Genomic DNA, 23313 nt, shown 5'->3' with positions numbered 1-23313 from the left:
GAGTGAAACCACCACTGTCCCTAAAACGCCCGATTGCGTGCTCCCTCTCCCGCTTGCGGGAGAGGGTTGGGGAGAGGGCCGGAGCCGCCACGAAGTCACGGCGCACGCCAGCCCCCTTCCCGTTCTGAACGCACGCCCGCCAACGCCTTCCCAAATTCCACCATGACTCTCACCGGCAACCTCCTGATCGGCCTCCAATCCCCCCGCGGCACCCACGGCACCCTCCACGCCATCGACGCCGCCACCGGCGCCCAACTGGAACCCGCCTTCGGCGGCGCCACGCCACAGCAGCTCGACCACGCCTGCGCCCTCGCCTGGCAGGCATTCGACACCTACCGCGAGACCGCGCCCGAGCGCCGCGCCGATTTCCTCGAAGCCATCGCCGCCAACATCCTGGCATTGGGCGATACGCTGATCGACCGCTGCGTCGCCGAATCCGGCCTGCCGCGCGCCCGCATCGAAGGCGAGCGCGGCCGCACCGTGGGCCAACTGCGGCTGTTCGCGAACATGCTGCGCCAGGGCGATTTCCTTGAGCTGCGCGTGGATCCGGCCCAGCCCGGGCGCAAGCCGCTGCCGCGCCCGGACCTGCGCCTGCGTCATATCCCGTTGGGCCCGGTGGCGGTATTCGGCGCCAGCAATTTCCCGCTGGCCTTTTCGGTCGCCGGCGGCGATACCGCATCGGCGCTGGCCGCCGGCTGCTCCGTCATCGTCAAGGCGCATCCGGCGCATCCCGGCACCTCCGAGCTGGTCGGCCGCGCCATCCAGCAGGCCGTGGCCGGCATGGACCTGCCCGAAGGCACGTTCTCGCTGCTGTTCGACGCCGGCCTGGAAATCGGCCAGGGACTGGTGCGTGATCCGCGCATCAAGGCGGTGGGCTTTACCGGCTCGCGCACGGGCGGCATGGCGCTGATGGCGCTGGCCGCGGCGCGCGCCGAGCCGATTCCGGTCTATGCCGAGATGAGCAGTATCAACCCGGTGCTGCTGTTCCCGCATGCGTTGGCCAGTCGCGCCGAATCCATTGGCACCGCCTTTGCCGATTCGCTGACGCTGGGCGCCGGGCAGTTCTGCACCAACCCCGGCCTGGTGCTGGCGGTTGCAGGGGACGACCTCGAGCGCTTCCTGCAGGCCGCCTCGGCGCGACTGGCCAAGCTGCCCGCGGCGACGATGCTGACCCCCGGCATCCATCGCGCCTATTGCGCTGGCGTCGAGTCGCTCGCCGGGCACGCCCGGGTACAGACCGTCGCGCGCGGCCCTGCAGGATCGGCCACGCAGGGACAGGCCGCGCTGTTCGCCACCGACGCCGCGGCGTTCCTCGCCGATCCGGCGCTGCGCCACGAAGTCTTCGGCGCCGCCGCGCTGGTGGTGCGCTGCCGCGACCTCGCCGAGATGCGCAGCGTCATCGATGCACTGGAGGGCCAGCTGACCGCCGCGCTGCACCTGGACGACGCCGACCACGACGCCGCCCGGCCTTTCCTGCCCGCGCTGGAACGGCTGGCGGGGCGCATCCTGGTCAACGGCTTCGGCACCGGCGTGGAAGTCGGCCATGCGATGGTGCATGGCGGCCCGTGGCCGGCCACCTCGGATGGCCGCAGCACCTCGGTCGGCAGCCTGGCCATCGCGCGCTTCCTGCGCCCGGTCAGCTACCAGGACATGCCGGCGGGCCTGCTGCCCGCGTCGCTGCGCCCGGACAGCCCGCAACGGCACAGCTGGCGCGTGGACGGCAAGCTGCCTGGCACTGCGGACTAAGTGCGGGCGCGCTGGCGCGACAGCGCCCGCAACGCATCGATCAGCAGGCTCATCGATGCGGTCGGCGGGCGGCCGCGCCGCGTGACGATGCCATACGGCCCCAGCTTGCGCGGCAGCGGCAACGGCAACACCGCCAGCGCGCCCAGCCGGCCATAGTAGGCCGCGACCGACTCCGGCAACACCGCGATCAGCTCGCTGTCCGCCAGCAGCGAGGTGGTCATCAGCACCGCCGCGGTCTCGATGGTCGACGGCGGCGCCGCCACACCGGCATCCTCGAACGAGCGGTCGATCAGCGCGCGCATCGGGCTGGGACGCGGCTGCATGATCCACGGATAGCGCGTCAGCTCCGCGAACGACAGCTTGCGGCGCCGCGCCAGCGGATGCTGCGGCCCGACCACGATCGCCAGCCCCTCGTCGCCCAGCTGCTCGAACTCCAGCCCGCTGCTGTCCCAGCCATCCGGCACCCGCCCGAGCACCAGGTCGAGCTGGTCGCGCTCGAGCTGCGGCATCAGCACATCGCTGGTCTCGACGTGGACCGCCACCTCAAGCTGCGGATGATCGCGGTTCAGTTGCCGGATCACGTCGGCAAGCAGCCCCGGCGTCGGCGCCATCACCGCGCCGACACGCACGCGCCCGATCTTGCCCGATTCCAGCGCCACCAGTTCGTCGCGCAAGCCGCCCATATCGGCAAACACCAGCCGCGCATAGCGCGTCGCCGCCAGCCCGAAGCGCGTCGGCCGCAGCCCGCGCGCATGGCGCTCGAACAGCGGCACGCCGAGCAGGTCTTCCATGTCCTGCAGCATCTTGCTGACCGCGGGCTGCGTCAGCGTGAGCGCTTCCGCGGCCTGGCGCAGCGAGCCGCGCTCTTCCACGGCCAGCAGCAGGCGCAGGTGCTGCATCTTGAGGCGGCCGTGGAGGGTGCTGACGGGAGGGATCATGGGAGGGGACAGGGAACGACATGAGCGCAAGAGGTGCGCCGCGATGACGAATTCTTCTCGCTTGAGGCGGGTTGGTCAAGCTGACTGTTCCGGGGCTTGCCGGCCTGGCATTCGCGCACCTGAAGCCGCGTCAATAGTGCAGCAGCCCGCTGCACAAATCCGTCCCCACAGGGTAATGCCGTTCAGTTAACCACTGTCGTTCCCGCGCAGGCGGGAACCCAGTGACTTTCAAAGACGCTGGATTCCCGCCTGCGCGGGAATGACAGTAGTGATGAACGGCATTAGTCCCCACGGGGTTCAATTTTCCTCGTACCCCAGCGCCCTGGCGCTACTGGCGACCAGCAATATCGCGCCCGATTTGAACTGCCCGACAAAGGTACAATGCCGCGTATCCCGCACCACGGCCCGCCAAGCCGCCGTCATTCAGCAAACCGCTTCTACGAACAGGACACCAGCCATGGGCAACCCCAGCCGGGCTTACCTTCTCGGTCCGCTGCTCAAAGGCGTCTCGCGTTCGTTCTACCTGACGCTGCGCGTGCTGCCCGCCGGCATGCGCGATCCGGTCGGGCTGGCTTACCTGCTGGCGCGTGCCGCCGATACGATTGCCGATACCTCGCTGATCCCGCCGCCAAGGCGGCTGGAGTTGCTGCTGTCCTTGCGCGACCGTGTCAACGGTGCGTTGGCGGACGAAGCACTGGCCGACAGCATTGCCATGGAGGTGGCGACCCGGCAGGAACAATCGGATGAGCGCGTGCTGCTGGAATCGCTGGGGCCCGCGCTGACGGTGCTGTCGCAGCTGGATACGGCCGACCAGCAGGCCGTAAGGCAGATCGTCTCGACGCTGACCGAAGGCATGGAGTTCGACCTGCGCACCTTCCCCGACGAACACGCCGGCCGCATTGGCGCGCTGCGCGATGCGCAGGCGCTCGATCATTACACCTACCTGGTCGCAGGCTGCGTGGGGGAATTCTGGACCCGCATGGCGGCCGCCCACATGCCCGGCGCGATCGGCGATGTCAACGACATGCTGCGCCGCGGTGTCCGCTTCGGCAAGGCGCTGCAGATGACCAACGTGCTGCGAGATTGCGGCAAGGATTTGCGCATCGGGCGCTGCTATCTGCCCGAGACGATGCTGGAGAACAATGGTTTGCGTCCGCAGGACCTGCTGCGCCCGGACGCCTCCACGCTCGCGCGCCCGCTGATGTTCGAGCTGGTGCGCTTGGCGCTGGAGCACTTCGAACAGGCGCTGGCCTATACGCTGGCCATCCCGGCACGCTTCGTCAGGCTGCGGCTGGCCTGCCTGTGGCCGGTGCTGATCGGCATGGAGACGCTGAAGCGCCTGGTGCGCAATGACGACTGGCTCGATCCCGCCAGGGCGTCGCGGCTGCCCCGCGGCGGGGTCTACCGGATCCTGGCGGGCTCGCTGCCGGCGGTGCTGTCGAACCGGCTGTTGCGCCTCTGGTTTGCGCGCCAGCGGCGCGGCATCACCGCTATCCTCCGCTGACGCGCGAGTGCCGGAAGGTTTCGTCGACCACGGCCACGGGCAGCACGTAGTAGCCCGATTCCGCCAGCGGAAAGGTGGGCTTGCGACAGCATGGCGTAGGTGGCCTTGATGTCCGGCGACGTATTCTGCGGCGGCAAGACCACGATCGAACGGGGCCGGCTGGACTTGAAGGCGGCGTAATCGAAACTGGCAGATCCTTAGCCGCGCCTGGCGAAAATAAAAAAACCGGCCCAACGGGCCGGTTCGATACTGCAGGCAGCACAGGCGTGGCGGAGGCTCAATCCACCGTCGCCCCCGAAGCCTTCACCACCTTCGCCCACTTGGCCGTTTCCGACTTCATGAACGCGGCCAGCTGGGCCGGCTTTTCCGGGTTGGGCTCGGCGCCCTGGTCGGCCATCTGCTTCTTCACGTCCGGCATGGCCAGGATCTTGACCACTTCGGCGTTGAGGCGGTCGACGATGGCCTGCGGCGTGCCGCCGGTGGCGTACAGCGCGAACCACGAGGTGGCTTCATAGCCCGGCACGCCCGATTCGGCCACGGTCGGCACGTTGGGCAGCGCCGGCGAGCGCTTGGCAGAGGTCACCGCCAGCGCGCGCAGCTTGCCGGCCTTCACGTGCGGGTACGACGACGGCATGTTGTCGAACATCAGGCCGATCTGGTTGCCCAGCAGGTCGTTGACGGCCGGGGCGCTGCCCTTGTACGGGATGTGCTGGATATGCAGGCCGGTCATCGAGTTGAACAGTTCGCCCGACAGGTGCATCGACGAGCCGCTGCCCGACGAGCCGTACGACAGCTTGTCCGGGTTGGCCTTGACGTAGGCGATCAGCTCCTTGATGTTATTGACCGGCACCTTCGGGTTGGCCACCACCAGGTTCGGCACCATCGCCACGCGCGTGATCGGCGCGAAGTCCTTGACCGGGTCGTACGGCAGCTTGGAGTACAGCGACTGGTTGATGGCGTGCGTGCCGATGGTGCCCATGAACAGCGTGTAGCCGTCGCCCGAGGCCTTGGCGGCCAGCGAGGCACCGATGTTGCCGCCCGCGCCCGGACGGTTGTCGATCACCACCGGCTGGCCGAGCGCCTTGCCCAGTTGCAGGCCCACGATGCGGGCCAGGATGTCGGTGGTGCCGCCGGCCGAGAACGGCACGATCAGCGTGATCGGCTTGGTCGGATAGCCGCCCTGCGCGTGGGCCGCGCCGGCGAAGCCGGCGAGGGTGGTGGCCAGTGCCACGCCGGTGGCAAGCAGGCGGCGGCGCGTGGTGGAGGTCTGGGAATCTTGTCTCATCGGTAATGCTCCGGTGCTATGTCGTTCCGGCGGTGATCGGGTACCGCGGGAGGTTGTGCTGAATGGCGTGATTGCCGTTCCCGAACGGAGCGCGCACACGCGCGCTTCCGGTGGGCGGCCCGCTTACGGGCCGCCATGCGTGACGCTTGGTTAACGTCTCTTCTTGTTGAATGCTTGAATCGCCCAGCCTGCCGGTGCCTACACCGGCGCCACGCCCAGCGTGGTGCCGCCGCACACGTACAGCACCTGGCCGGTGACGAAGCCGTTGTCGGGCGACAGGAAGAACATCGCCGCGCGCGCGACATCTTCGGGCGTGCCCATGCGCTTGACGGTGATGCTGGCGAGGATGCGTTTGGTCTGTTCGGCGCCTTCCGGATTGCTCTTGCGGAACAGCTCGGTGGCGATCGGGCCCGGTGCCACGGCGTTGACGGTCACGCCGTCGCCGCCAAGTTCCATCGCCAGCGTGCGCGTCATGCCGATCAGGCCGGCCTTGGTGGCGGAATACACCACACGCTCGGCCTTGCCCAGCGCCGCGCGCGACGCCATGTTGACGATGCGGCCGAAGCCCGCGGCGCGCATCGCCGGCAGGCATGCCTGGGTCAGCAGCAGCGTGGCCTGCAGGTGCAGCCCGGTGACGTAGTCGAGGTCGGCGACGGTGGCGGTGTCGGCGGTGCCGGGGCGCGTGGCGCCGGCGTTGTTGACCAGGCGCGTGACGGCAAAGCGCGACGTCACCTGCGCGGCCACGGCGCGAGTGGCCTCGGCATCGGTCAGGTCGGCCTGGAAGAAGCTCAGATTGGGGTGCGACCACGCCGGCTCGGCATAGTCGACATTGACCACCTGGGTCACGCCATCGGCCAGCAGCATTTCACAGATGGCGCGGCCGATGCCGGAACTGCCGCCGGTGACGAGGGTGGCTACGGGGAGGGACATCTTTGACTCACTCAATAAAAACTACCGCTGTCCTGCTCCCTCTCCCGCTTGCGGGAGAGGGTTGGGGAGAGGGCGGGAGCCCCCACGCAGTGCAGGCTTGTCGTGCTTGACATGGGCCTGCCCTCTCCCCCGGCCCCTCTCCCGCAAGCGGGAGAGGGGAGACAACACTCAGCAATTCACAACCGCCGCGCTTACACGCGCTCGATCACCATCGCAATGCCCTGTCCCACGCCGATGCACATGGTGCACAGCGCGAAGCGGCCGCCGGTGCGATGCAGCTGGTACATCGCGGTGGTGACCAGGCGCGCGCCGCTCATGCCGAGCGGGTGGCCCAGCGCGATCGCGCCGCCGTTCGGGTTGACACGCTGGTCGTCGTCGGCCACGCCGAGTTCGCGCAGCACGGCCAGGCCTTGCGCGGCGAAGGCTTCGTTCAGCTCGATCACGTCGATCTGGTCGATGGTCATGCCCAGTTGCTTCAGCAGCTTCTGCGTGGCAGGCGCCGGGCCGATGCCCATCACGCGCGGCGCGACGCCGGCGGTGGCCATGCCGACGATGCGCGCGCGCGGGGTCAGGCCGTGTTGCTTGATGCCGGCTTCGCTCGCCAGCAGCAGCGCGCAGGCGCCGTCGTTCACGCCCGAGGCATTGCCGGCGGTGACGGTGCCGTCAGGACGGACCACGCCGCGCAGCCTGGCCAGCGCTTCCATGCTGGTGGCGCGCGGATGTTCGTCGCGCTCGACCACGATGGCATCGCCCTTCTTCTGCGGAATCGTGACCGCGGTGATTTCCTGTGCCAGCGTGCCGTCGGCCTGCGCGCGCGAGGCCTTTTCCTGGCTGCGCAGCGCCATCAGGTCCTGGTCTTCGCGGCTGATCTTGTAGTCAGTGGCGACGTTCTCGGCGGTCTCGGGCATCGAGTCCACGCCGTAGGCGGCGCGCATGGCCGGATTGATGAAGCGCCAGCCGATGGTGGTGTCGAAGATCTGCGCATCGCGCGAGAACGCGCTGGTGGCCTTGCCCATCACGAACGGCGCGCGGCTCATGCTTTCCACGCCGCCGGCGATCATCAGGTGGGCCTCGCCGGCCTTGATCGCGCGCGCGGCGGTGCCGGTGGCGTCCATGCCCGAGCCGCACAGGCGGTTGATGGTGGCGCCCGGCACGTCCTGCGGCAGGCCCGCCAGCAGCGACGACATGCGCGCGACGTTGCGGTTGTCTTCGCCGGCCTGGTTGGCGTTGCCGTAGATCACGTCGTCGATGGCCTTCCAGTCGACGTTGGCATTGCGGGCCATCAGCGCCTTCAGCGGCACCGCGCCGAGGTCGTCCGCGCGCACCGCGGACAGGCTGCCGCCGTAGCGGCCGATGGGGGTGCGGATGGCGTCGCAGATAAAGGCTTCGGTCATGGTGCGTCTCTCTCTCTTTGTGATGGATGTCGATGCCGGCGCTCAGGCCTGCTTCAGGGGCACGCCGGTCAGGCGCTGCAGTTCGTCAAAACTCAGGCCTTCGACCAGGTCGCGCGCGACCAGGCCGTCGGCGGTCACGTCGAGCGTGGCCAGGTCAGTGTAGATGCGCGTCACGCAGCCGATGCCGGTCAGCGGATAGGTGCACTGCGGCACGATCTTGCTTTCGCCCTGCTTGGTCAGGTGCTCCATCATCACGAATACCTGCTTGGCGCCGATCGCCAGGTCCATCGCGCCGCCCACGGCGGGGATGGCGCCCGGTGCGCCCGTGTGCCAGTTGGCCAGGTCGCCCTGCTGCGACACCTGGAACGCGCCCAGCACGCAGAAGTCGAGATGGCCGCCGCGCATCATCGCGAACGAATCGGCATGGTGGAAATACGAGCCGCCCGGCTTGATCGTCACCGGCTGCTTGCCGGCGTTGATCAGGTCGCCGTCCTCTTCACCGGCGGCGGGCGCGGGGCCCATGCCGAGCAGGCCGTTCTCGCTGTGCAGCAGGATTTCCTTGTCGGCCGGCAGGTGGTTGCCGACCAGGGTGGGCAGGCCGATGCCGAGGTTGACCACGGCACCGTCGGGAATGTCTTTGGCCACGCGGGCGGCCATCTGATCGCGGGTCAGGCGTTGCATGCTGTTTCTCCTGTATTCGCGCTCAGGCGACCTTGACGACACGCTTGACGAACAGGCCCGGCGTGACGATGTGCTCGGGGTCCATCTCGCCCAGCTCGACCACGCGGCTGACCTGCACAATCGCGCATTTGGCGGCCATCGCCATGATCGGGCCGAAGTTGCGCGCAGTCTTGCGGTAGGTCAGGTTGCCCCAGCGGTCGGCGGTGTCGGCCTTGATCAGTGCAAAGTCGGCGTGGATCGGGGTTTCGAACACATAGCCCTGGCCGTCGATGATGCGCGTTTCCTTGCCCTCGGCCAGCGGCGTGCCATAGGCGGTGCGGGTGAAGAAGCCGCCGATGCCGGCGCCGGCGGCGCGGATGCGCTCGGCCAGGTTGCCCTGCGGCACCAGCTCCAGCTCGATCTCGCCGGCGTGGTAGAGCGAATCGAACACGTAGGAATCCGCCTGGCGCGGGAACGAGCAGATGATCTTGCGCACGCGCTTGGTCTTGAGCAGCGCGGCCAGCCCGGTGTCGCCGTTGCCGGCGTTGTTGTTGACGATGGTGAGGTCGCGCGCGCCCTGCGCGATCAGCGCGTCGATCAGTTCCGCGGGCATGCCTGCCAGGCCGAAGCCGCCGGTCAGTATGGTGGCGCCGTCGTGGATGCCGGCAACCGCCGCTTCCACCGAGTCGTATAGCTTGTTGATCACTTGCGTTCCAGGTCGGAAGATCCGCCAGGCTTACCGGAGCGGGCCGCAAGCCGCGGCGCATGAAAGACGGTCTCCGGTAGTCCTGCCGGAAGGATGTTCGTTGCGGCGGGCGGCGTGGCCTGCCCGGTGAACGAGTCCAGCAGTCTGCGCGTGCTCTGCATTGGTCGAAGTGGACCAGGCACTCGTCGATCGAACCTTCGGATAGCCCGGAATAGACCGATCCAACCGAAATGTTCTATATACGAACTTGAATTCGCAGAATGAACAGGTTACACCTGGCCGTCCGCGACGGTCAAGCCGACCGGGCGGTCGGCAAACCAGATTGTGCGATCAGCGCGCAAGGTGATGCAGACACCCTCTGTGTAGGACAGAGCCGACATCACAATCGGCTCGCGCGGGATAGGGTGCGACGCCGGCCGGGCCTATCGTTGAAGCAGAACAAGGCAGCGCCGCACAGCAGCCTCCGGACCACCCGGCTGAGCCGGCCTCGCCTGGCAACACACAAGAACGAGGAGCCCGTCACCATGGCCACCGCCAACGTCCCGTTTTCTTCCACGCCCCATGCAGCAGCGCTCGCGCGCATCCTGCATGTCACCCGCAGTGCCTGGGCATTGGATCGTCACCCCGCCACATTCACTGCCACGCCGCCTCTATCGCGCCGCGCGCGCCTGGCCCGTTCGGCCGCCCGCGCCTTCGAGGCGCAGGTGATGGCGATTCGCTGCCGCCAGGCCGTCGTCGCCTGACCCTGCCCTTCCCCGTCTAGGCCGCCACCGGCACACCCGTCAGCAGCACGCGGCTGCCGCCCGTGCCCGGCTTAACTTCCAGCCGCACGTCGATGCGCTCGCGCAACTCCGTCACGTGCGAGATGATCCCGACCAGTCGCCCGGCCTGCTGCAGGTCCAGCAGCGTGCGCAGCGCGAAGTCCAGGCTTTCGGGATCGAGCGTGCCGAAGCCTTCGTCGACGAACAGCGTATCGAGCTGGATGCCGCCCGCGCGCGACTGCACCACGTCGGCAAGCCCCAGCGCCAGCGACAACGACGCCAGGAAACCTTCGCCGCCTGACAGCGTGTTGGCCGGGCGCGCCGCGCCGGTATCGTGGTCGAACACTTCGATATCGAGACCGCCGGCGCTGCGCTGGTCGGCCTGCTCGCGCACGCGCTGCAGCACATAGCGGCCGCGGCTCATCGCCAGCAGGCGCGCGGAGGCGGCTTCCAGCACCTCGTCGAGCAGCGTGGCCAGCACGAAGCGCTGGAACGTCATGCGGCGCGGGTTGTTGCCATTAGCCACTTCGGCCAGCCGGCCCAGCACGGCAAAGCGGGCTTCGATGTCGCGGCCTGCCTGGTCCAGTTGCTGCAGCCGCTGCTGGCATTGCAGCAGCGCGTCGCGGGAACGGCCGCGCTCGGCCTGCTGCCGCACCAGGTCCTCCACGGTCGCGGCAGAAGCCGCCAGCGCCGCGCGCAGCGCGTCTACGTCCGGCGCATCGAGCGCTTGCGCGGCGGCTTCCGCGCGTTCGCGCCGGTCGGCGGCGGCCGCCAGCTGGCTATCGAACGTGCGCAGCGTGGCGTCCAGCGCTTGCATCGCGTCATCGTCCAGGCAGGCGTCGGCGTGCGCCCGCGCATCGTCAAAGCCCTGCTGCGCGAGCGCCTGCGCCAAGGCCGCGTCGGCGCTGGCCAGGCGTTCGGCGCTCTGCGCCTGCGACTGCCGTGCCGACACCAGCGCGGCCTGCGCACCGGCATCCTCCGCCGCGGCCTGGCGCTCTGCCGCCTGCGCCGCGGCCAGCGCCTGCTCCAGCCCTGCCAGCGCAGCCTGCGCCTGGCGCAGTGCGTCGCCCAGCGCCACCGGATCGCGCGAGTCCTCGGGGACCTGAGCGCTCTCGGCCTGCCATTCGCCGCGGCAATGTGCCAGTGCCTGCGTGGCGGCATCGGCGGCGGCAACGGCATCGCGGTGCGCGGCCTCGGCGCTGTCGCGCGCCGCGCGCGAGGTCGCGATCGCGGCTTCGCGCTGCACCAGGCTTGCCGACGCCTGCCGCTGCTGCGCCAGCGCCGCTTGCCGCGATTCGATGTCAGCGTTGACGCTGGCGGCCGCAGCCTCGCTGGCATCGCCCAGTGCCGCGGCCAGTTCTTCCAGCCGCTCGCGTGCCTGTGCGATCGCCAGTTGCGCGGCCTGGCGCTGGCCGGCGCAGCGCACCGCATCGGCCTCCGCTTCCAGCAGGGCCTGGCGCGCGGCCTCCAGCGCCAGGTCGGACAGCGGCTGTGCTACGTGCCGTGCCGGCTCGGGATGCGCGGTACTGCCGCACACCGGGCAGGCATCGCCTGACGCCAGCGTCTGCGCCAGGCGCGCGGCCTGCCCGGCGCGCCACGCGGCTTCGGCGTCAGCCAGCACGGTGCGGCAGCGGTCGCGCTGATGCAGCGCCTGCTGTTCGGCCTGCGCATGCCCGGCGGCCTGCGTGTTCGCGGCGTCCAGTAAACGTGCCGCCTGCCGGTACCGTTCGAATTGCCGCGCGCGCTCCTGCAGCGCGGCCAGCTGCAAGGCGGTCGCCTGTGCCTGCGCCGCGGCGAGCTGCGCCTGCGCCAGTGCCGATTCGGCGGCCACGGCGGCAGCGCGGCATGTCTCAACCTGCGCCAGGGCGCGCTCGCGTGCGGTGGCGGTGGTGGCTTGCCTGGCTTCGGCCTCGTGCAAGGCGCGCTGCAACGCCCCCAGCCGCTGCGCGCGCGGCAGCATCGCTTCCAGTTGCGTCACACGGCGCTGTGCGGCCTGGCGTACGTCGGCCTGCTGCGCCTGCGCCTGCAAGGCCGCGGCGGCCTGCGTGGCCCGTTGGCCAGCGCGCGCGGCGTGTTCGGTCGCTTGCGCCAATGCCGCGGCGCCGGCGGCGTGATCGCGCTGCGCCGCCTGTGCGGCCTGCACCGCCGGCATCACGCGCGCGGCTCGCTGGGCCGCCTGCGAGCGGCCACGCTGTTCATCGATGGCCGGCTGCCGCGCCAGCAGCGCCGCGTGGGCGGCCTGCGCCTGCTGGCGCTCCTGCAAGCGCGCGGCCACTTGCTCGCCGGCCGCGAGCGCGGCCTGCGCGGCGGCTTGCGCGGTGCGTGCGCCTTGCTCCTGCCCTTGCAGCGCCTGCAGCTCGGCCTGCATGGCCGCGATGCCGTCTGCCAACGCTTGTGCCGATTCCACGCCGGCCTGCCGCAACGCTTCGTCGCGCTGGATCGTGATGCGCTCGGCATCGCGCCGGATGCCGGCGGCCTCGGACTTCAGCAACTCTTCCACGCGGCGGTACAGTTCGGTGCGGAACAGCCGTTCCAGGATGGCCTGCCGCGCCTGCGAGCTGGCGGTCAGCAGTTCGCGAAAGCGCCCCTGCGGCAGCACGATGACCTGCCGGAACTGTGCGCTGTCGAAGCCCAGCAGGTCGCGCACGGCATCGGTGACCTTGCCCGGCTGGCTGGCCTTGCTGACCCAGCCGTTGCCGTCGTGCAGGTCCAGTTGCGCCCGGGCCGGTTCCGTCACCCAGCCCTCGCCGCGCTGCTTGGGCCGCTCTTGCACGGGCGAGCGCACCACGCGCCAGCGCTGCGCGCCCAGGCTGAAGGTCAGCGTTACCTCGGTGCGCAAGCCCGCTGCCGCGTTGGCGCTGCGCATCGCCTGCGCGCTGCGCTCGCCGCCGGAGGTGTCGCCGTACAGCGCAAAGCAGATGGCATCGAGCAGCGTGGTCTTGCCCGCGCCGGTGGGGCCATGGATCAGCACGAAGGCCTGCTCGCCCAGCCGCGTGAAATCGATCTCCTCGGTCGCGGCAAAGGGGCCGAACGCCTGCAGCGTCAGATGCAGCGGTCTCATGCCGACTCCCGCTCCGCCGCGGCAATGCCGGCCAGCACCTGGTCGAGCGCGGCACGCTGGTCCGGGTCCAGGTCGGCATCGGCCACTTCGCGGAAGAAACTGGCGAACAGCTCGCCGGTGCCCAGCTGGCGCAGCTTGCGCCCCGCCTCCGACGCCATGCCGCTACGCGCCAGCACCGTGCGCTCGATCGCAAGCGCGTTGGGATAGACCTGGCGCAGCCGCGCCATCGGGTCCAGCAGCGCGCCGGTATCGGTCAGGCGCGCGTGGATGTAGTCGTCGCGCTGTGGATCGTCGGCACCGGCGGCCAGCAACTGTGCCAGCTCGCCCTCGAGCACGCGCACGTCGCGCAGCGGCTGCAGCGTCAGCGGCGTGATGGCGACGGCGCCGTCCGCGCCCAGCTCGATGCGCGATACCGACTTCTGGTGCGCGCATTCCGACAGCGAGTATTTCAGCAACGAACCGGCATAGTGGATGCGTCCGCCGCCCAGCGTCTGCGGCCGGTGAAGGTGGCCCAGCGCGACCAGGTCGAAGCCGGCAAACAGCTCCGCGGCCACGGCGCCGCTGCCACCCACGGACAGCGGCCGCTCCGATTCGCTGGCAGCGCCGCCGATCACGAAGGCATGGCCTACCACCACCGCGCGCACGCCCGGCGGATGCACCGCGCGGATGGCATCGAGTTGCGCGCGCAACGCGGCTTCGTGCGACGGCATGTCCGTGCCGATCGCATCGCGCACGACGGCAGGCTCGGCATACGGCAGCGCATAGACGCGGACTTCGCCATGCGCATCATGCAGATGCACGCAACTGACTTCGGCCAGCGTGCGGCCGGCCACGTGCAAGCCCTGCGCGCGCATCAGGCGTGCGCCGAATTCCAGCCGCTGCGCGCTGTCGTGGTTGCCCGCGATCATCACCACCGGCACGCCGGCATCGATCACAATGCGGGCCAGCACATCGTCAAGCAAGGCCACCGCCTCGGGCGGCGGCACGGCGCGGTCATAGACGTCGCCGGCAATCAGCACCGCATCCGGGCGCTCGGCGCGGACCAGTTCGACAAACTGGTCGAGAAGGTGGGCCTGGTCTTCCAGCAGGCTGCGCGCATGGAAGAGGCGGCCGAGATGCCAGTCGGCGGTGTGAAGGAAACGCAATCCGGGGTCCGTTGAAGTCGCGGCGAAACCCGCATCATAATGCGTCGCGGCAGGCCAGCCATGGCGCGGCGCGCGCAAAAAGCCGCGGATGCGCAGTTATGCCGTTCAGATAAGGGATCAACAACTACTGTCATTCCCGCGAAGGCGGGAATCCAGCGTCTTTCTCGTCCCCTTCGGGATAAAGTCACTGGGTTCCCGCCTTCGCGGGAACGACGATAGTTAACGGAACGGCATTAGCAGATGCGCAGACCACCGTGGCGCTGACAGGCGTTCAGACCGGCTCGGCCTCGCTGTCGGCGATCTGGTACTTGCGCATTTTCTCCCACAGCACCTTGCGGCTGATGCCCAGGCTGGCCGCGGTGTCCTGCCGCCGCCAGGCGTTGGCGTCGAGCGCGGCCAGGATGCGGCGGCGTTCTTCCATGTCGCCGCGCAGGTCGGCGCGCTCGCCGCCGTCGAACGCGCCCGGATGCAGCGCGCGGAACAGCGGCCGGATGCGCTCCTCGTCCCAATGCCCGGTCTGCTGCACGGTGATGCCGACGCGCTCGGCCAGGTTACGCAGCTCGCGCACGTTGCCGGTGAAGTAAGCGGTGCCAACCGCGCCCTTGAGCCAGTCCGGCATCGGCGGCAAGGCCTCGTAGCCGGAGGCGCCCAGCATATGGCGCAGGAACGACTGCAGCAGCGCTACCTTGTCGGCCGGGCCGCGCTCTTCCAGGCTGGGGATGCGCATCTCGATGACCGCCAGGCGGAAGAACAGGTCGGCGCGGAAGCGTCCCTGCCGCACCGCATCGCGCAGGTCCTTGTTGGTCGCGGCGACCAGCCGGAAATCCAGCTTGACCGCAAGCGTCGAGCCCAGCCGGGTGATCACGTTCTCTTCCAGCACGCGCAGCAGCTTGACCTGCTGGAACAGCGGCAGGTCGCCGATCTCGTCGAGAAACAGCGTGCCGCCGTTGGCCTGCTCGAAGTAGCCGCGATGCGCGAACGAGGCCCCGGTAAACGCGCCCTTGGCATGGCCGAAGAACTGCGACTCGAACAGCCCGTCGGGAATCGCGCCGCAGTTGACCGCGACGAACGGGCCCTTGCCATAGGTGCTGTTGCGCTCGTGGAACAGGCGCGCAATGCGCTCCTTGCCCGCGCCGGTCTCGCCGTACAGCATCACGTTGCTGCCGAAGTCGGCAAAGGTTTCCACATGCTGCAGCAGCTGGCGCATCGCCGCGGAGCCGGCCACCAGGTCGGCCTCGCGCTCGCCGGTCGCCTCGGTGGCGAGCAACTGCGGCAGCAGCTTGCCGATCTGGCCGCGCAGGTCGGCGCCGGTAAAGTCGTCGGCCAGGATATGCGCGTACTCCGGCGGAAAGCGCCCGGGATCGGTCTCGCGCCCCGGCCCCGCCACCCAGATCACCGGCATGCCGTGCGCGGCCTCCCAGTCGAGCGAGAAGCGCGCGGCGCCGATCACCGACACGCTGATCACCGCGATGCACGGCTTCAGGCGCGGCTCGGCTGGCAAGGCCTCGAGCGCGCCGGCGCGGATCACGTCCACGCCCAGCGGCGCCAGGAAACGCGTGACGCGGTCGGCAATCTCGTACTTGCCTTCCCACACGTAGACTTCAAGGTTTTCGTAGGCCCAGCGGTCTGTCTTCATTCTGTTTCTGCCATCAGGCGGTTTGGCGCGATCATGGCTCAGTACACCAGTTCAGCGTTGTTGCAATCGATGCTGTGGACCCAGAGGTCGGCGGTGCCGAGCTGGATGCCCAGATTGTTGAGCAGCGGCGGGACCAGTGCGTCGAGCGTCGCTCCCAGGGGTGCCAGCACTGGGCCGAGATCAAGGGGCACACCGATGAATCCCAGCAATTTGGTCCGCACCTTCAGCGACAGCACCTGCGAGAACAAACCGCCAAAGGGATCGGCCATACCCGCTTGCGCATGCTCGCCGGGCGCCAGGGTAATTTCCTGGCCGGCCGTGTTGCCGTAGCGCGGTACGTCGGCGGCGACTACGTCCGCGATGCCGACGCCAAGTACCTCGGCCTTCCCGAGCAACACGTCGCCGCCCGTGCAGCCCTCCGTCAAGCACGCCGTGGCCAGGCCGCTCTTCACCTGCATCGTGGCCCGACGGTGCGCGGGATTGGCGGCGCATTGCAGCCGGGTGAGGTCGGCCGTGGCGCCGGCGACATCGAGATAGAGCGGCACGTTCAAATTGGCGTCCAGAACCGGCTTCAGGATGTCGGCCTTGATCTGGAGTGTCAGCGTCACCCTGACCTGCGAGGAGGTGGCGCTGGTCTGCCACGTGTCGGGCTTGCCGGAAAGCTGCCGCGCCGGACCGGCCGCCGTGACCGGTGGCTCGATCACGCGCAGGTTGGCGCTGATGCCGCCCAGGCCGAACGGCAGGCTGGGGATGTTCAGCGGCAGGGCGACCGCGGTGTCGCCGCGTGCGACTTGCGCGCCAGCGAGCAGCAACTGCGCGACATTCAGACCCACTTCCACCGCCGACGACGCCGCGGGTGCCATCAGGCCGAGGTCGAGCAGCCTTGCCAGCGATACCGTCGCGGCCGCCCCGCTCGCTGCCAGCGTGGTCGGCGGGCTGCCCAGCATGGTGTTGAGCAGCGTGTCGCGCCCGGCCGCGCCGAGCACCAGCGCATAGAAATCGCGCAGGTTCAGCGACGCATTCAGCAGTTGTTCCACGGTGCCGACGTCCGCCTCGAGCCGCAGCTGGTCCAGCGTCACCGTGGAATTGACCAGTCCCTGCCAGTCTGCCACCGACAGGTTCACCGCATTGCCGAGCAGCACGCTCAGCATGCCGTTGGCGGTCGAGACGTCCAGCAATCCCGTGCCCAGCGAAAACGCCGCGACTGGCGGGCTGCCGCTCGCAATCGATTCGGCAAACAACTGCCGACCGCTTCCGCCGTTGAACATGAACAGGATCGGCACGGTCTGCGTGGCCTGCACGCGCACGGCATTGGGCGAGACCGTGGCCGCGTTGTACACGGCACTGAAATGCCGGGGTCCGGCGGTCGCCGGGTCCCACACGCCGACGCAGGCCGTCATGGCATCTGCGCCGCCGCCGGCGGCCGCCGCACAGCCCATGGCGATGCCTGACGAGTAGCCGTTCTTCGCGCCGATATTGCTGACTGTTCCCAGCACCGCGGCGTTGAGATTGGCTGGGCTATCCGCCCGCTTGAGCTGCTGCGCCGCCGACATCGCCGCCAGGTCCACCATGTTTTGCAACTGCCGCTGGCGCATAAACACATGGCCGACGTCGATCGACACCAGCGCGGCGATTGCGACGGTGGCGATCAGCAGCGCCGCCATCACGCTGACGGCGCCGCGTGCGGAGCGACGGGTGCGGGGCACCGGCGGCTGGCGCAGGCTCATTTTCCGCCCAGCATCTGCCCCGCCGAGCCGGCGCGCGTGGTGCTGGCGTTGGCCTGGCCGGTGTAGAACTCGGGCAGCGCGAAGCGGAAGCTGTTCAGGTAGCGCTCATAGCCCAGCGCGGCCTGTTCGCCGTGCATCGGCAGCAGCGGCCCGGCCTGCGTGCCCTCGCGCTGGATCGCCAGGATCGTGCGCGTGTCGGCGCCGATCTCGCGCTGCGCGGGTCGCGCCGTCGGCATGCCGGCGGCTTCGGCCGGCGCGGCGTCGCCCTGCGCGTGTGCAAGGGGGGTCAGCGCCCACAGGCAGAGTGCGATGCACGCGGCGTGCTTTCTGATCGCAACAAGATATTTGGCTGTCATGGTGTAGCGCCGGCTTGCGCGGCGATGGCGATTGGCTTGGCCACGACCGCCACGGCGGCGGGCGTGGAAATCGGTTTGGGCTGGCCCTGGCGCGCCGCGGCGCGATCGCGCGCGGCGGCGGCGCGGGCGATGCGGTCGGCTTCCTTGCGGATCGCGCTGCGCGTGGGCTCGGGCAATGCGGCCTTCTGCATCATGGCGTTGGCCTGGGCGCGCTTGCCATCGGCCATCAGCCACACCACGGCATTGCTGATCACGCGCGGATTGCGCGCGTCCAGCTCGAGCGCCTGCATCACCGGCACGCGCGCCTCCTGCAGCGCGCCGGCGCGCATCAGCGCATAGCCCAGATCGCTGGCGATGCGCGCGTTGACCGGGTCCAGCTCCGCTGCGGCGCGCAACTCGGTGACCGCGCGTGCAAAGTCATCCTGGCGCCCGGCCAGCAGGCCCAGGCCGTGGTGCGCATGGGCGGCCTCCGCGCCCTTGGCGGTCGCGGCAAGCTGCTGGTACGCCTCGGTGGCGGCCTGGTCCTGTCCGGTTTCGCGCAGCGCATCGGCGCGCATCACCTGGATCTCGGGGCCGGTGCCAAAGCGCTGCACATAGACTTCGATATGCGCGAGCGAGGCAAAGTAAAGGCCGTCCTGCTGCATCTTGCGAATCAGGCCCAGGTAGACCGCCTGTTCGCTGTATTCCGCGCGCGCGGTCTTGTCGCGCAACTTGGCCAGTTCGACCTGGGCTTCGGCCTGATCGTGCATGGCCGAGGCGCCGTTGTTGCCGGCGGCGCAGCCGGACAGCGCGGCCACCATCACGCACGCCACTGCGATCGAGCGCGCCATGAAACCCATCATCGCGTTCCTCCCATGTTTGCCAGCATGCGGATCACCCCGAGAAAGCCGGGGCCCGCGGTCAGGATCAGCAGCACCGGCAACAGGCTGACCACCATCACCGCGGTCATCTTGACCGTGAGGCGGCCGATCTCGTCCTTCAGGCGCGACTTGCGCGCCTCCTGCATGCGCAGGCCGAATTGGCGCAGCGGCTCCTGCACCGCGCCGCCATGCTTGTCGACCTGCGTCAGCAGCGTGATCAGGCTCTTCAGGTCTTCGCTGTCGAACAGCCGGCCGATGCGCAGCAGGGTCTGCTCGCGCGAGCGGCCCGACGCGAACTGCTGGTTGGCGCGCGCCAGCTCCGGCCCCAGCACGCGCAGCATGCTGCCGAACTCGGCCACGATCACCTGCAGGCTCTGGTCGATCGACAAACCCACGCCCTGCAGCAGCCGCAGCATATCGATCAGCACCGGCAGCTCGTCGTCGACCAGGCGCAGGCGCGCGGCGGCGCGCCGGCGCAGGTACCATTTGGGCGCCAGATAGGCCACGGCGAAGGTGCCGAAGCCCCATGCCATCACCATGAACGCACTGGCGCCGAGATGCCCCAGCATCGCCAGCACCGACAAGGCCAGCGGCAGGCCCAGCCGCAGCACGCCGAACACCACGCGAGCCTGCAGGCCATACCAGCCGCATTGCTCGAGCAACTGCTGGTCTTCCGGCGTCACCACCGCACGACCGAGGCGCGATTCCAGCCAGTGGGCATCGAAGCGCTCGCCCACGCGCGCACCCAGCTGGGCGCCCAGCGCGGTGGCGACGTCGGACGTTGCCGCAGGGGTCGCGGCATGAGTCGCGGGGCGCGCGCCCGCGGTACGCGGCATGCCGGGCACGCCCTGCGCACGCGGTGCGGCAGCAGTCGCGGCCTGGGCGGCCTGGCCATTCTGTGCGGCTTCCATTGCGCGCTGGCGCGCCAGCGCGGCGTCGATGGTGCGGGCCGACAGCCGGCGCTGGCGCCAGTCACGCAGCAGCGGTAAGGCCAGCACGCCGACGCCGCAGGCGGCGGCGAGCAGGCTCAGCGAGATCAGCGTCAGGCGGTCCATGGGGGCGATGTCATCGTTGCCGTCAGATCGACTTGGCCAGCCGGTACAGCATCAGCGCGCCGGCGACTTCCAGCGCCGCGGCCGACAGCAGCATGGCCTTGCCGGTGGGGTCCTTCCACATCATCAGGATGTAGCCGGCGTTCAGCGTGAACAGGCCGCCGGCCACCACCAGCGGCAGCAGGCCCAGCACCCAGGCCGACAGCCGGGTCTCGGCCGACAGCGCCATCAGCTCGCGCTGTGCCTGCTCGCGATCGCGCATGAAGGTGGCGGTGCGCTCCATCACCACGTCGGCGCGGCCGCCGTAGCGCACCGACAGGCGCAGCACCGAAGCCACCAGCACCAGTTCCTCGACCTTGTAGGCACGCCCGACCTGCAGCACCGCCTGGTCCAGTTCCTTGCCGGCGCGCTGCAGGTGCACGGCCTGCACCAGGCACTGGCGCAGCGGCGCCTCGGTATTGGCGATGGAATTCTGGAACGCCGCCGGCACGCTGCTGCCGATGGTCATCAGCCGCACCACGCCATCCAGGAAGCCGGGCAGCTGCGCCAGCAGCTTCTTGTGCAGCCGGCGCACGCGGTGCCAGGCCGCGCACGCCGTCACCGCCAGCGCCACGACCAGCGCCGACACCGCGCCCAGCCATTGGCCCGCCACCGCGCCGGCGAGCGTGCACAGCACCAGCGGAGACAGCCACAGCAGCGCGGTGCGGCGCGTCGGCGCCAGGTCGGCACGGCGCAGGAAGTCGTCCCAGCGCCGGCGCAGGTCGCGTGCGGGCAGCTGCAGCGACGGATCGGGCGCCTGCGTGTAGCGCATCCGCACCTGCTCGGTCTGCGCCTGCAGGAAGGCCTGCTGCTGCTCGCGGCGCGCGCGTGCCTGCGCACTGGCGAGCAGCAGCAGCCCGAGGCCGGTGATGACCAGGGCGAGCGCGGCGAGCAGCAGCGCGGCGCTAGACATCGAAGCGGTCGTCCAGCATGAAGCCCGGGCCGCGCATGCGCGCCAGCTTGGGCGAGTGGGGCAGCAGGCCCAGCGACAGCCAGCGGTCGGTCTCGGTGCCGTCGGCGTTCATGAACGGCTCATGCCGGTACAGTTCCTGGGTCGAGATGATGTTGTCGCCCAGGCCGGTGACCTCGGTGATCGAGACGATGCGGCGCTTGCCGTTGGACAGCCGCGCGATCTGCACGATGAAGTCGATCGCATTGGCGATCTGGCGACGCAGGCTCATCTCGCTGCCCTGGAAGCCCGCGAAGCCGGCCAGCATCTCGAGCCGGTACAGGCATTCGCGCGGGCTGCTGGCGTGGATGGTGCCCATCGAGCCGTCGTGACCGGTGCTCATGGCCTGCAGCATTTCCAGCACCTCGCCGCCGCGCACTTCGCCGACGATGATGCGGTCCGGGCGCATGCGCAGGCTGTTGCGCAGCAAGTCGCGGATCGACACCACGCCGGTGCCCTCGAAGCCGCCGGGCCGGCTTTCCAGCCGCACCACGTGCGGATGGTTCAGCGCCAGCTCGGCGGTATCCTCGATGGTGATGACGCGCTCGGTGGGCGGCACGAAGGTGGCCAGCGCATTGAGCAGCGAGGTCTTGCCGGAACTGGTGCCGCCGCTCACCAGGATATTGCAGCGCGCCTGCACCGCGGCCTGCAGCAGGTCGCAGATCTCCGGGCTCATGGTGCCGAGCGCCTGCAGGTCGGCGGGCGTCATCGGGTCCTTGCGGAACTTGCGGATCGACACCACCGGACCTTCCAGCGCCAGCGGCGGGATCACCACGTTGATGCGGCCGCCGTCGGGCAGGCGCGCGTCGACCATCGGGTTGGACTCATCCAGGCGCCGGCCGATCGGCGCCAGGATGCGGCGCACGATGCGCAGCAGGTGGCCGCTGTCGGCAAAACGCACCGGGATGCGCTCGAGCACGCCATGGCGCGACACGTACACGTCCAGGTGGCCGTTGACCAGGATGTCTTCCACCGCGGGATCGTTGAGCAGGTCCTCGATCGGGCCGAAGCCGGCCAGCTCCTTGGTCAGCGCCTCGGCGATCTGGCGCAGCTCGGCCTCGTTGATGGGGATGCGCCGCAGCCGCGTAAAGCTCTCCAGTTCCAGGTCGACAAAGCGCTGGATTGCGGTGCGCGACCAGCGGCCGAACTCGGCGCCCAGCTCTTCGATGCGCGTCAGCAGGTGCTCGTGCGCGGCTTCCTTGATGTTGTGGAACTCCTGCGACACCGGGAACGGTGCGGGGGCGTTGTCGGAGAATTCGATCGCTTGGGTCATGTCAGCTTCCAGTGCGAGCCGTGCGCGCGCCGCGCGCTACCAGCGCTGCGCGCAGCGCCCCGGGCAGTTTGTCCTTGATACGCGCCAGCAGCGTGGTGTCCCTGGCCGCGGCGGTGCGGTAGCCCAGCCGCGCCAGCAGCTCGGCCAGCGCGCGCACATAGGGGCAGTGCGGATCGTCGTCGGCCAGCACCGCGCCGCGGTTCGTCGCCAGCACCAGCGCCTCGCGGCTGTCCGGCAGCGTCGCCACCGAGTCCACGCCCACGCGCCGCGCGATCTGCGCGGCATCGACGCCCAGCCGCGCGTCGAAGCGCGACACCAGCAGGTGCAGATCGTCGCGCTCCACTTCGCGCGCGCGCAGTTCATGCACCAGCTCCGCCGCCGACACGATCGCGCCCACGCTCTGGTCCGCCACCAGCACCACGCTGTCGGCGGCCTTGACGATCTGCGCGGTGAACTCGGCATTGCCGAAGCCGCCCAGGTCGACAATCTGCAGGTCGAAGAACGCGCGCAGGCGCTCGAGCAGGCCGATCGCATCGGCGTACGAGATGTCGCGCAGCTCGCTCAGCGCGGCCGGCAGCGGCAGCACGCACACGCCGTTGCCGTGACGCGTCAGCGCGGTCTGCACGAAGACCTGGTCGAAGCGGCGCAGGTTGCGCACCGCCTCGACGAAATGGAAGCCGGGGCTCAGGTTCAGGTAGAGCGCGCCGTCGCGCGCCGGCAGGCCCAGGTCGGTCAGCAGGACTTCGGCGCGGGCATCAGTCTTGGCATGGCGCGGCAGGTGGCGGCGCGCCGCCGCAGCCAGGTTGACCGCCAGGCTGGTCACGCCCACGCCCGCGCGCGCGCCCAGCAGCGCGATGATCTTGCCCTGGCGTGCGGCCTCGGCCGGGCGCACCTGCTCGCTCGGCACGGCCAGGCGCTTGACCACGGCCTCGGCTTCGGCCGGCGCGTCGCGCAGGTCGATGAAGTCCTTTACGCCCGCGCGCAGCGCGGCCAGCATCACGCCGGGCTCGCCGGCATGGCCCACGGCCACCAGCGGCAGGCCGGGGAACAGCCGCTGCAGCTGCTCGGCCAGCCGCGCCGACGGCGCCGCGAGTTCCGCCGAGAAATGCAGGAACACCAGGCCCGGGCGCAGCTCGGAGACGCGCTCGATAAAGCCTTCCTGGGCGCCGCCATCGGCCACCAGCGTGCCGTGCGCGCCGATGACCTTGCCCAGCCAGTCCCTGACTTCGCCCTGCGTTGCGTGCAACAAAAAATAGTCCATCTCTCCGCCTCAAAGCTGTTGGCCATGCCA

The 23313-nt window shown here is 69.6% G+C and carries 19 protein-coding genes and 1 pseudogene; 3 read left to right on the top strand and 17 right to left on the bottom strand.

Annotated features, from left to right (window positions below):
- The first annotated feature begins 162 nt into the window (after positions 1-162).
- On the top strand, positions 163-1746 hold the full coding sequence (locus ACEI37_RS06970) for an aldehyde dehydrogenase (NADP(+)) (protein ID WP_373376034.1): 1584 nt from the start codon (positions 163-165) through the stop codon (positions 1744-1746).
- Here the strand turns inward: ACEI37_RS06970 and ACEI37_RS06965 are convergent.
- Complete coding sequence (locus ACEI37_RS06965; protein ID WP_373376033.1) at positions 1743-2684, bottom strand: LysR family transcriptional regulator; 942 nt, start codon at positions 2682-2684, stop codon at positions 1743-1745. The two genes, ACEI37_RS06970 and ACEI37_RS06965, sit on opposite strands and share 4 nt — an antisense overlap.
- Before the next feature lie 457 nt (positions 2685-3141).
- Between ACEI37_RS06965 and ACEI37_RS06960 the strand changes: the two genes are divergently transcribed.
- On the top strand, positions 3142-4188 hold the full coding sequence (locus ACEI37_RS06960; RefSeq protein ID WP_373376032.1) for a phytoene/squalene synthase family protein: 1047 nt from the start codon (positions 3142-3144) through the stop codon (positions 4186-4188).
- A gap of 4 nt (positions 4189-4192) precedes the next feature.
- Here ACEI37_RS06960 and ACEI37_RS06955 read toward each other — a convergent pair.
- From ACEI37_RS06955 to ACEI37_RS06930, 6 genes and pseudogenes are all read right to left on the bottom strand, one after another.
- Positions 4193-4370, bottom strand: a pseudogene (locus ACEI37_RS06955) (GNA1162 family protein); the annotation flags it as partial.
- Between the two features lie 95 nt (positions 4371-4465).
- Positions 4466-5473, bottom strand: a complete 1008-nt coding sequence (locus tag ACEI37_RS06950; RefSeq protein ID WP_373376031.1) for a Bug family tripartite tricarboxylate transporter substrate binding protein — start codon at positions 5471-5473, stop codon at positions 4466-4468.
- A gap of 198 nt (positions 5474-5671) precedes the next feature.
- Positions 5672-6403, bottom strand: a complete 732-nt coding sequence (locus tag ACEI37_RS06945; RefSeq protein WP_373376030.1) for an SDR family NAD(P)-dependent oxidoreductase — start codon at positions 6401-6403, stop codon at positions 5672-5674.
- 191 nt (positions 6404-6594) lie between these two features.
- A complete protein-coding gene (pcaF, locus tag ACEI37_RS06940) occupies positions 6595-7797 on the bottom strand; it encodes a 3-oxoadipyl-CoA thiolase (RefSeq protein WP_373376029.1) in 1203 nt (400 codons plus the stop codon).
- A 42-nt stretch (positions 7798-7839) separates the two neighbouring features.
- Positions 7840-8478: a 3-oxoacid CoA-transferase subunit B gene (locus ACEI37_RS06935; protein WP_373376028.1), complete on the bottom strand. Its 639-nt coding sequence runs from the start codon at positions 8476-8478 to the stop codon at positions 7840-7842.
- Between the two features lie 22 nt (positions 8479-8500).
- Positions 8501-9163, bottom strand: a complete 663-nt coding sequence (locus tag ACEI37_RS06930) for a 3-oxoacid CoA-transferase subunit A (RefSeq protein WP_092316195.1) — start codon at positions 9161-9163, stop codon at positions 8501-8503.
- Positions 9164-9687: 524 nt separating this feature from the next.
- Between ACEI37_RS06930 and ACEI37_RS06925 the strand changes: the two genes are divergently transcribed.
- Positions 9688-9906, top strand: coding sequence for a hypothetical protein (locus ACEI37_RS06925; RefSeq protein ID WP_373376027.1), 219 nt, complete (start codon positions 9688-9690; stop codon positions 9904-9906).
- A gap of 16 nt (positions 9907-9922) precedes the next feature.
- Here ACEI37_RS06925 and ACEI37_RS06920 read toward each other — a convergent pair whose 3' ends face one another.
- The 10 genes from ACEI37_RS06920 to ACEI37_RS06875 all read right to left on the bottom strand — a co-directional run bounded on the left by ACEI37_RS06920 (position 9923) and on the right by ACEI37_RS06875 (position 23283).
- Positions 9923-12985, bottom strand: coding sequence for an AAA family ATPase (locus ACEI37_RS06920; RefSeq protein WP_373376026.1), 3063 nt, complete (start codon positions 12983-12985; stop codon positions 9923-9925).
- On the bottom strand, positions 12982-14130 hold the full coding sequence (locus tag ACEI37_RS06915; protein WP_373376025.1) for an exonuclease SbcCD subunit D: 1149 nt from the start codon (positions 14128-14130) through the stop codon (positions 12982-12984). Before ACEI37_RS06915 ends, ACEI37_RS06920 begins: the two co-directional genes overlap by 4 nt.
- A 271-nt stretch (positions 14131-14401) precedes the next feature.
- Entirely contained in the window at positions 14402-15766 is a 1365-nt protein-coding gene (locus tag ACEI37_RS06910) for a sigma 54-interacting transcriptional regulator (protein WP_373376024.1), read from the bottom strand.
- Positions 15767-15804: 38 nt separating this feature from the next.
- Positions 15805-17493: a TadG family pilus assembly protein gene (locus ACEI37_RS06905; RefSeq protein ID WP_373376023.1), complete on the bottom strand. Its 1689-nt coding sequence runs from the start codon at positions 17491-17493 to the stop codon at positions 15805-15807.
- Complete coding sequence (locus ACEI37_RS06900) at positions 17490-17849, bottom strand: DUF3613 domain-containing protein (protein ID WP_373376022.1); 360 nt, start codon at positions 17847-17849, stop codon at positions 17490-17492. The genes ACEI37_RS06905 and ACEI37_RS06900 overlap by 4 nt, the downstream gene beginning before the upstream one ends.
- Complete coding sequence (locus tag ACEI37_RS06895; protein ID WP_373376021.1) at positions 17846-18679, bottom strand: tetratricopeptide repeat protein; 834 nt, start codon at positions 18677-18679, stop codon at positions 17846-17848. The genes ACEI37_RS06900 and ACEI37_RS06895 overlap by 4 nt, the downstream gene beginning before the upstream one ends.
- An 8-nt stretch (positions 18680-18687) precedes the next feature.
- The gene (locus tag ACEI37_RS06890; RefSeq protein ID WP_373376020.1) at positions 18688-19764 is read right to left on the bottom strand and encodes a type II secretion system F family protein; all 1077 of its coding nucleotides are present in this window, start codon (positions 19762-19764) and stop codon (positions 18688-18690) included.
- A gap of 22 nt (positions 19765-19786) precedes the next feature.
- Positions 19787-20713 carry a type II secretion system F family protein gene (locus ACEI37_RS06885; protein ID WP_373376019.1) on the bottom strand — a complete coding sequence of 309 codons (927 nt, stop codon included), beginning with the start codon at positions 20711-20713 and terminating at the stop codon, positions 19787-19789.
- Positions 20706-22022, bottom strand: a complete 1317-nt coding sequence (locus ACEI37_RS06880; protein ID WP_373376018.1) for a CpaF family protein — start codon at positions 22020-22022, stop codon at positions 20706-20708. The genes ACEI37_RS06885 and ACEI37_RS06880 overlap by 8 nt, the downstream gene beginning before the upstream one ends.
- Position 22023: 1 nt before the next feature.
- Complete coding sequence (locus ACEI37_RS06875) at positions 22024-23283, bottom strand: CpaE family protein (RefSeq protein ID WP_373376017.1); 1260 nt, start codon at positions 23281-23283, stop codon at positions 22024-22026.
- Positions 23284-23313: the final 30 nt, after the last annotated feature.

It is taken from the genome of Cupriavidus nantongensis, assembly GCF_041726985.1.
Classification (GTDB): domain Bacteria; phylum Pseudomonadota; class Gammaproteobacteria; order Burkholderiales; family Burkholderiaceae; genus Cupriavidus; species Cupriavidus nantongensis_A.
Note: the sequence above shows the minus strand (reverse complement) of the source record. Positions and strands in the feature narration are given on the sequence as shown.

Bases quoted from the DNA above. Each gene is read 5' to 3' on its own strand.
- ACEI37_RS06970 (WP_373376034.1), top strand. From the start codon at position 163: ATGACTCTCACCGGCAACCTCCTGATCGGCCTCCAATCCCCCCGCGGC.
- ACEI37_RS06965 (WP_373376033.1), bottom strand. From the start codon at position 2,684: ATGATCCCTCCCGTCAGCACCCTCCACGGCCGCCTCAAGATGCAGCAC.
- ACEI37_RS06960 (WP_373376032.1), top strand. From the start codon at position 3,142: ATGGGCAACCCCAGCCGGGCTTACCTTCTCGGTCCGCTGCTCAAAGGC.
- ACEI37_RS06950 (WP_373376031.1), bottom strand. From the start codon at position 5,473: ATGAGACAAGATTCCCAGACCTCCACCACGCGCCGCCGCCTGCTTGCC.
- ACEI37_RS06945 (WP_373376030.1), bottom strand. From the start codon at position 6,403: ATGTCCCTCCCCGTAGCCACCCTCGTCACCGGCGGCAGTTCCGGCATC.
- pcaF (WP_373376029.1), bottom strand. From the start codon at position 7,797: ATGACCGAAGCCTTTATCTGCGACGCCATCCGCACCCCCATCGGCCGC.
- ACEI37_RS06935 (WP_373376028.1), bottom strand. From the start codon at position 8,478: ATGCAACGCCTGACCCGCGATCAGATGGCCGCCCGCGTGGCCAAAGAC.
- ACEI37_RS06925 (WP_373376027.1), top strand. From the start codon at position 9,688: ATGGCCACCGCCAACGTCCCGTTTTCTTCCACGCCCCATGCAGCAGCG.
- ACEI37_RS06920 (WP_373376026.1), bottom strand. From the start codon at position 12,985: ATGAGACCGCTGCATCTGACGCTGCAGGCGTTCGGCCCCTTTGCCGCG.
- ACEI37_RS06910 (WP_373376024.1), bottom strand. From the start codon at position 15,766: ATGAAGACAGACCGCTGGGCCTACGAAAACCTTGAAGTCTACGTGTGG.
- ACEI37_RS06905 (WP_373376023.1), bottom strand. From the start codon at position 17,493: ATGAGCCTGCGCCAGCCGCCGGTGCCCCGCACCCGTCGCTCCGCACGC.
- ACEI37_RS06900 (WP_373376022.1), bottom strand. From the start codon at position 17,849: ATGACAGCCAAATATCTTGTTGCGATCAGAAAGCACGCCGCGTGCATC.
- ACEI37_RS06895 (WP_373376021.1), bottom strand. From the start codon at position 18,679: ATGGCGCGCTCGATCGCAGTGGCGTGCGTGATGGTGGCCGCGCTGTCC.
- ACEI37_RS06890 (WP_373376020.1), bottom strand. From the start codon at position 19,764: ATGGACCGCCTGACGCTGATCTCGCTGAGCCTGCTCGCCGCCGCCTGC.
- ACEI37_RS06885 (WP_373376019.1), bottom strand. From the start codon at position 20,713: ATGTCTAGCGCCGCGCTGCTGCTCGCCGCGCTCGCCCTGGTCATCACC.
- ACEI37_RS06880 (WP_373376018.1), bottom strand. From the start codon at position 22,022: ATGACCCAAGCGATCGAATTCTCCGACAACGCCCCCGCACCGTTCCCG.
- ACEI37_RS06875 (WP_373376017.1), bottom strand. From the start codon at position 23,283: ATGGACTATTTTTTGTTGCACGCAACGCAGGGCGAAGTCAGGGACTGG.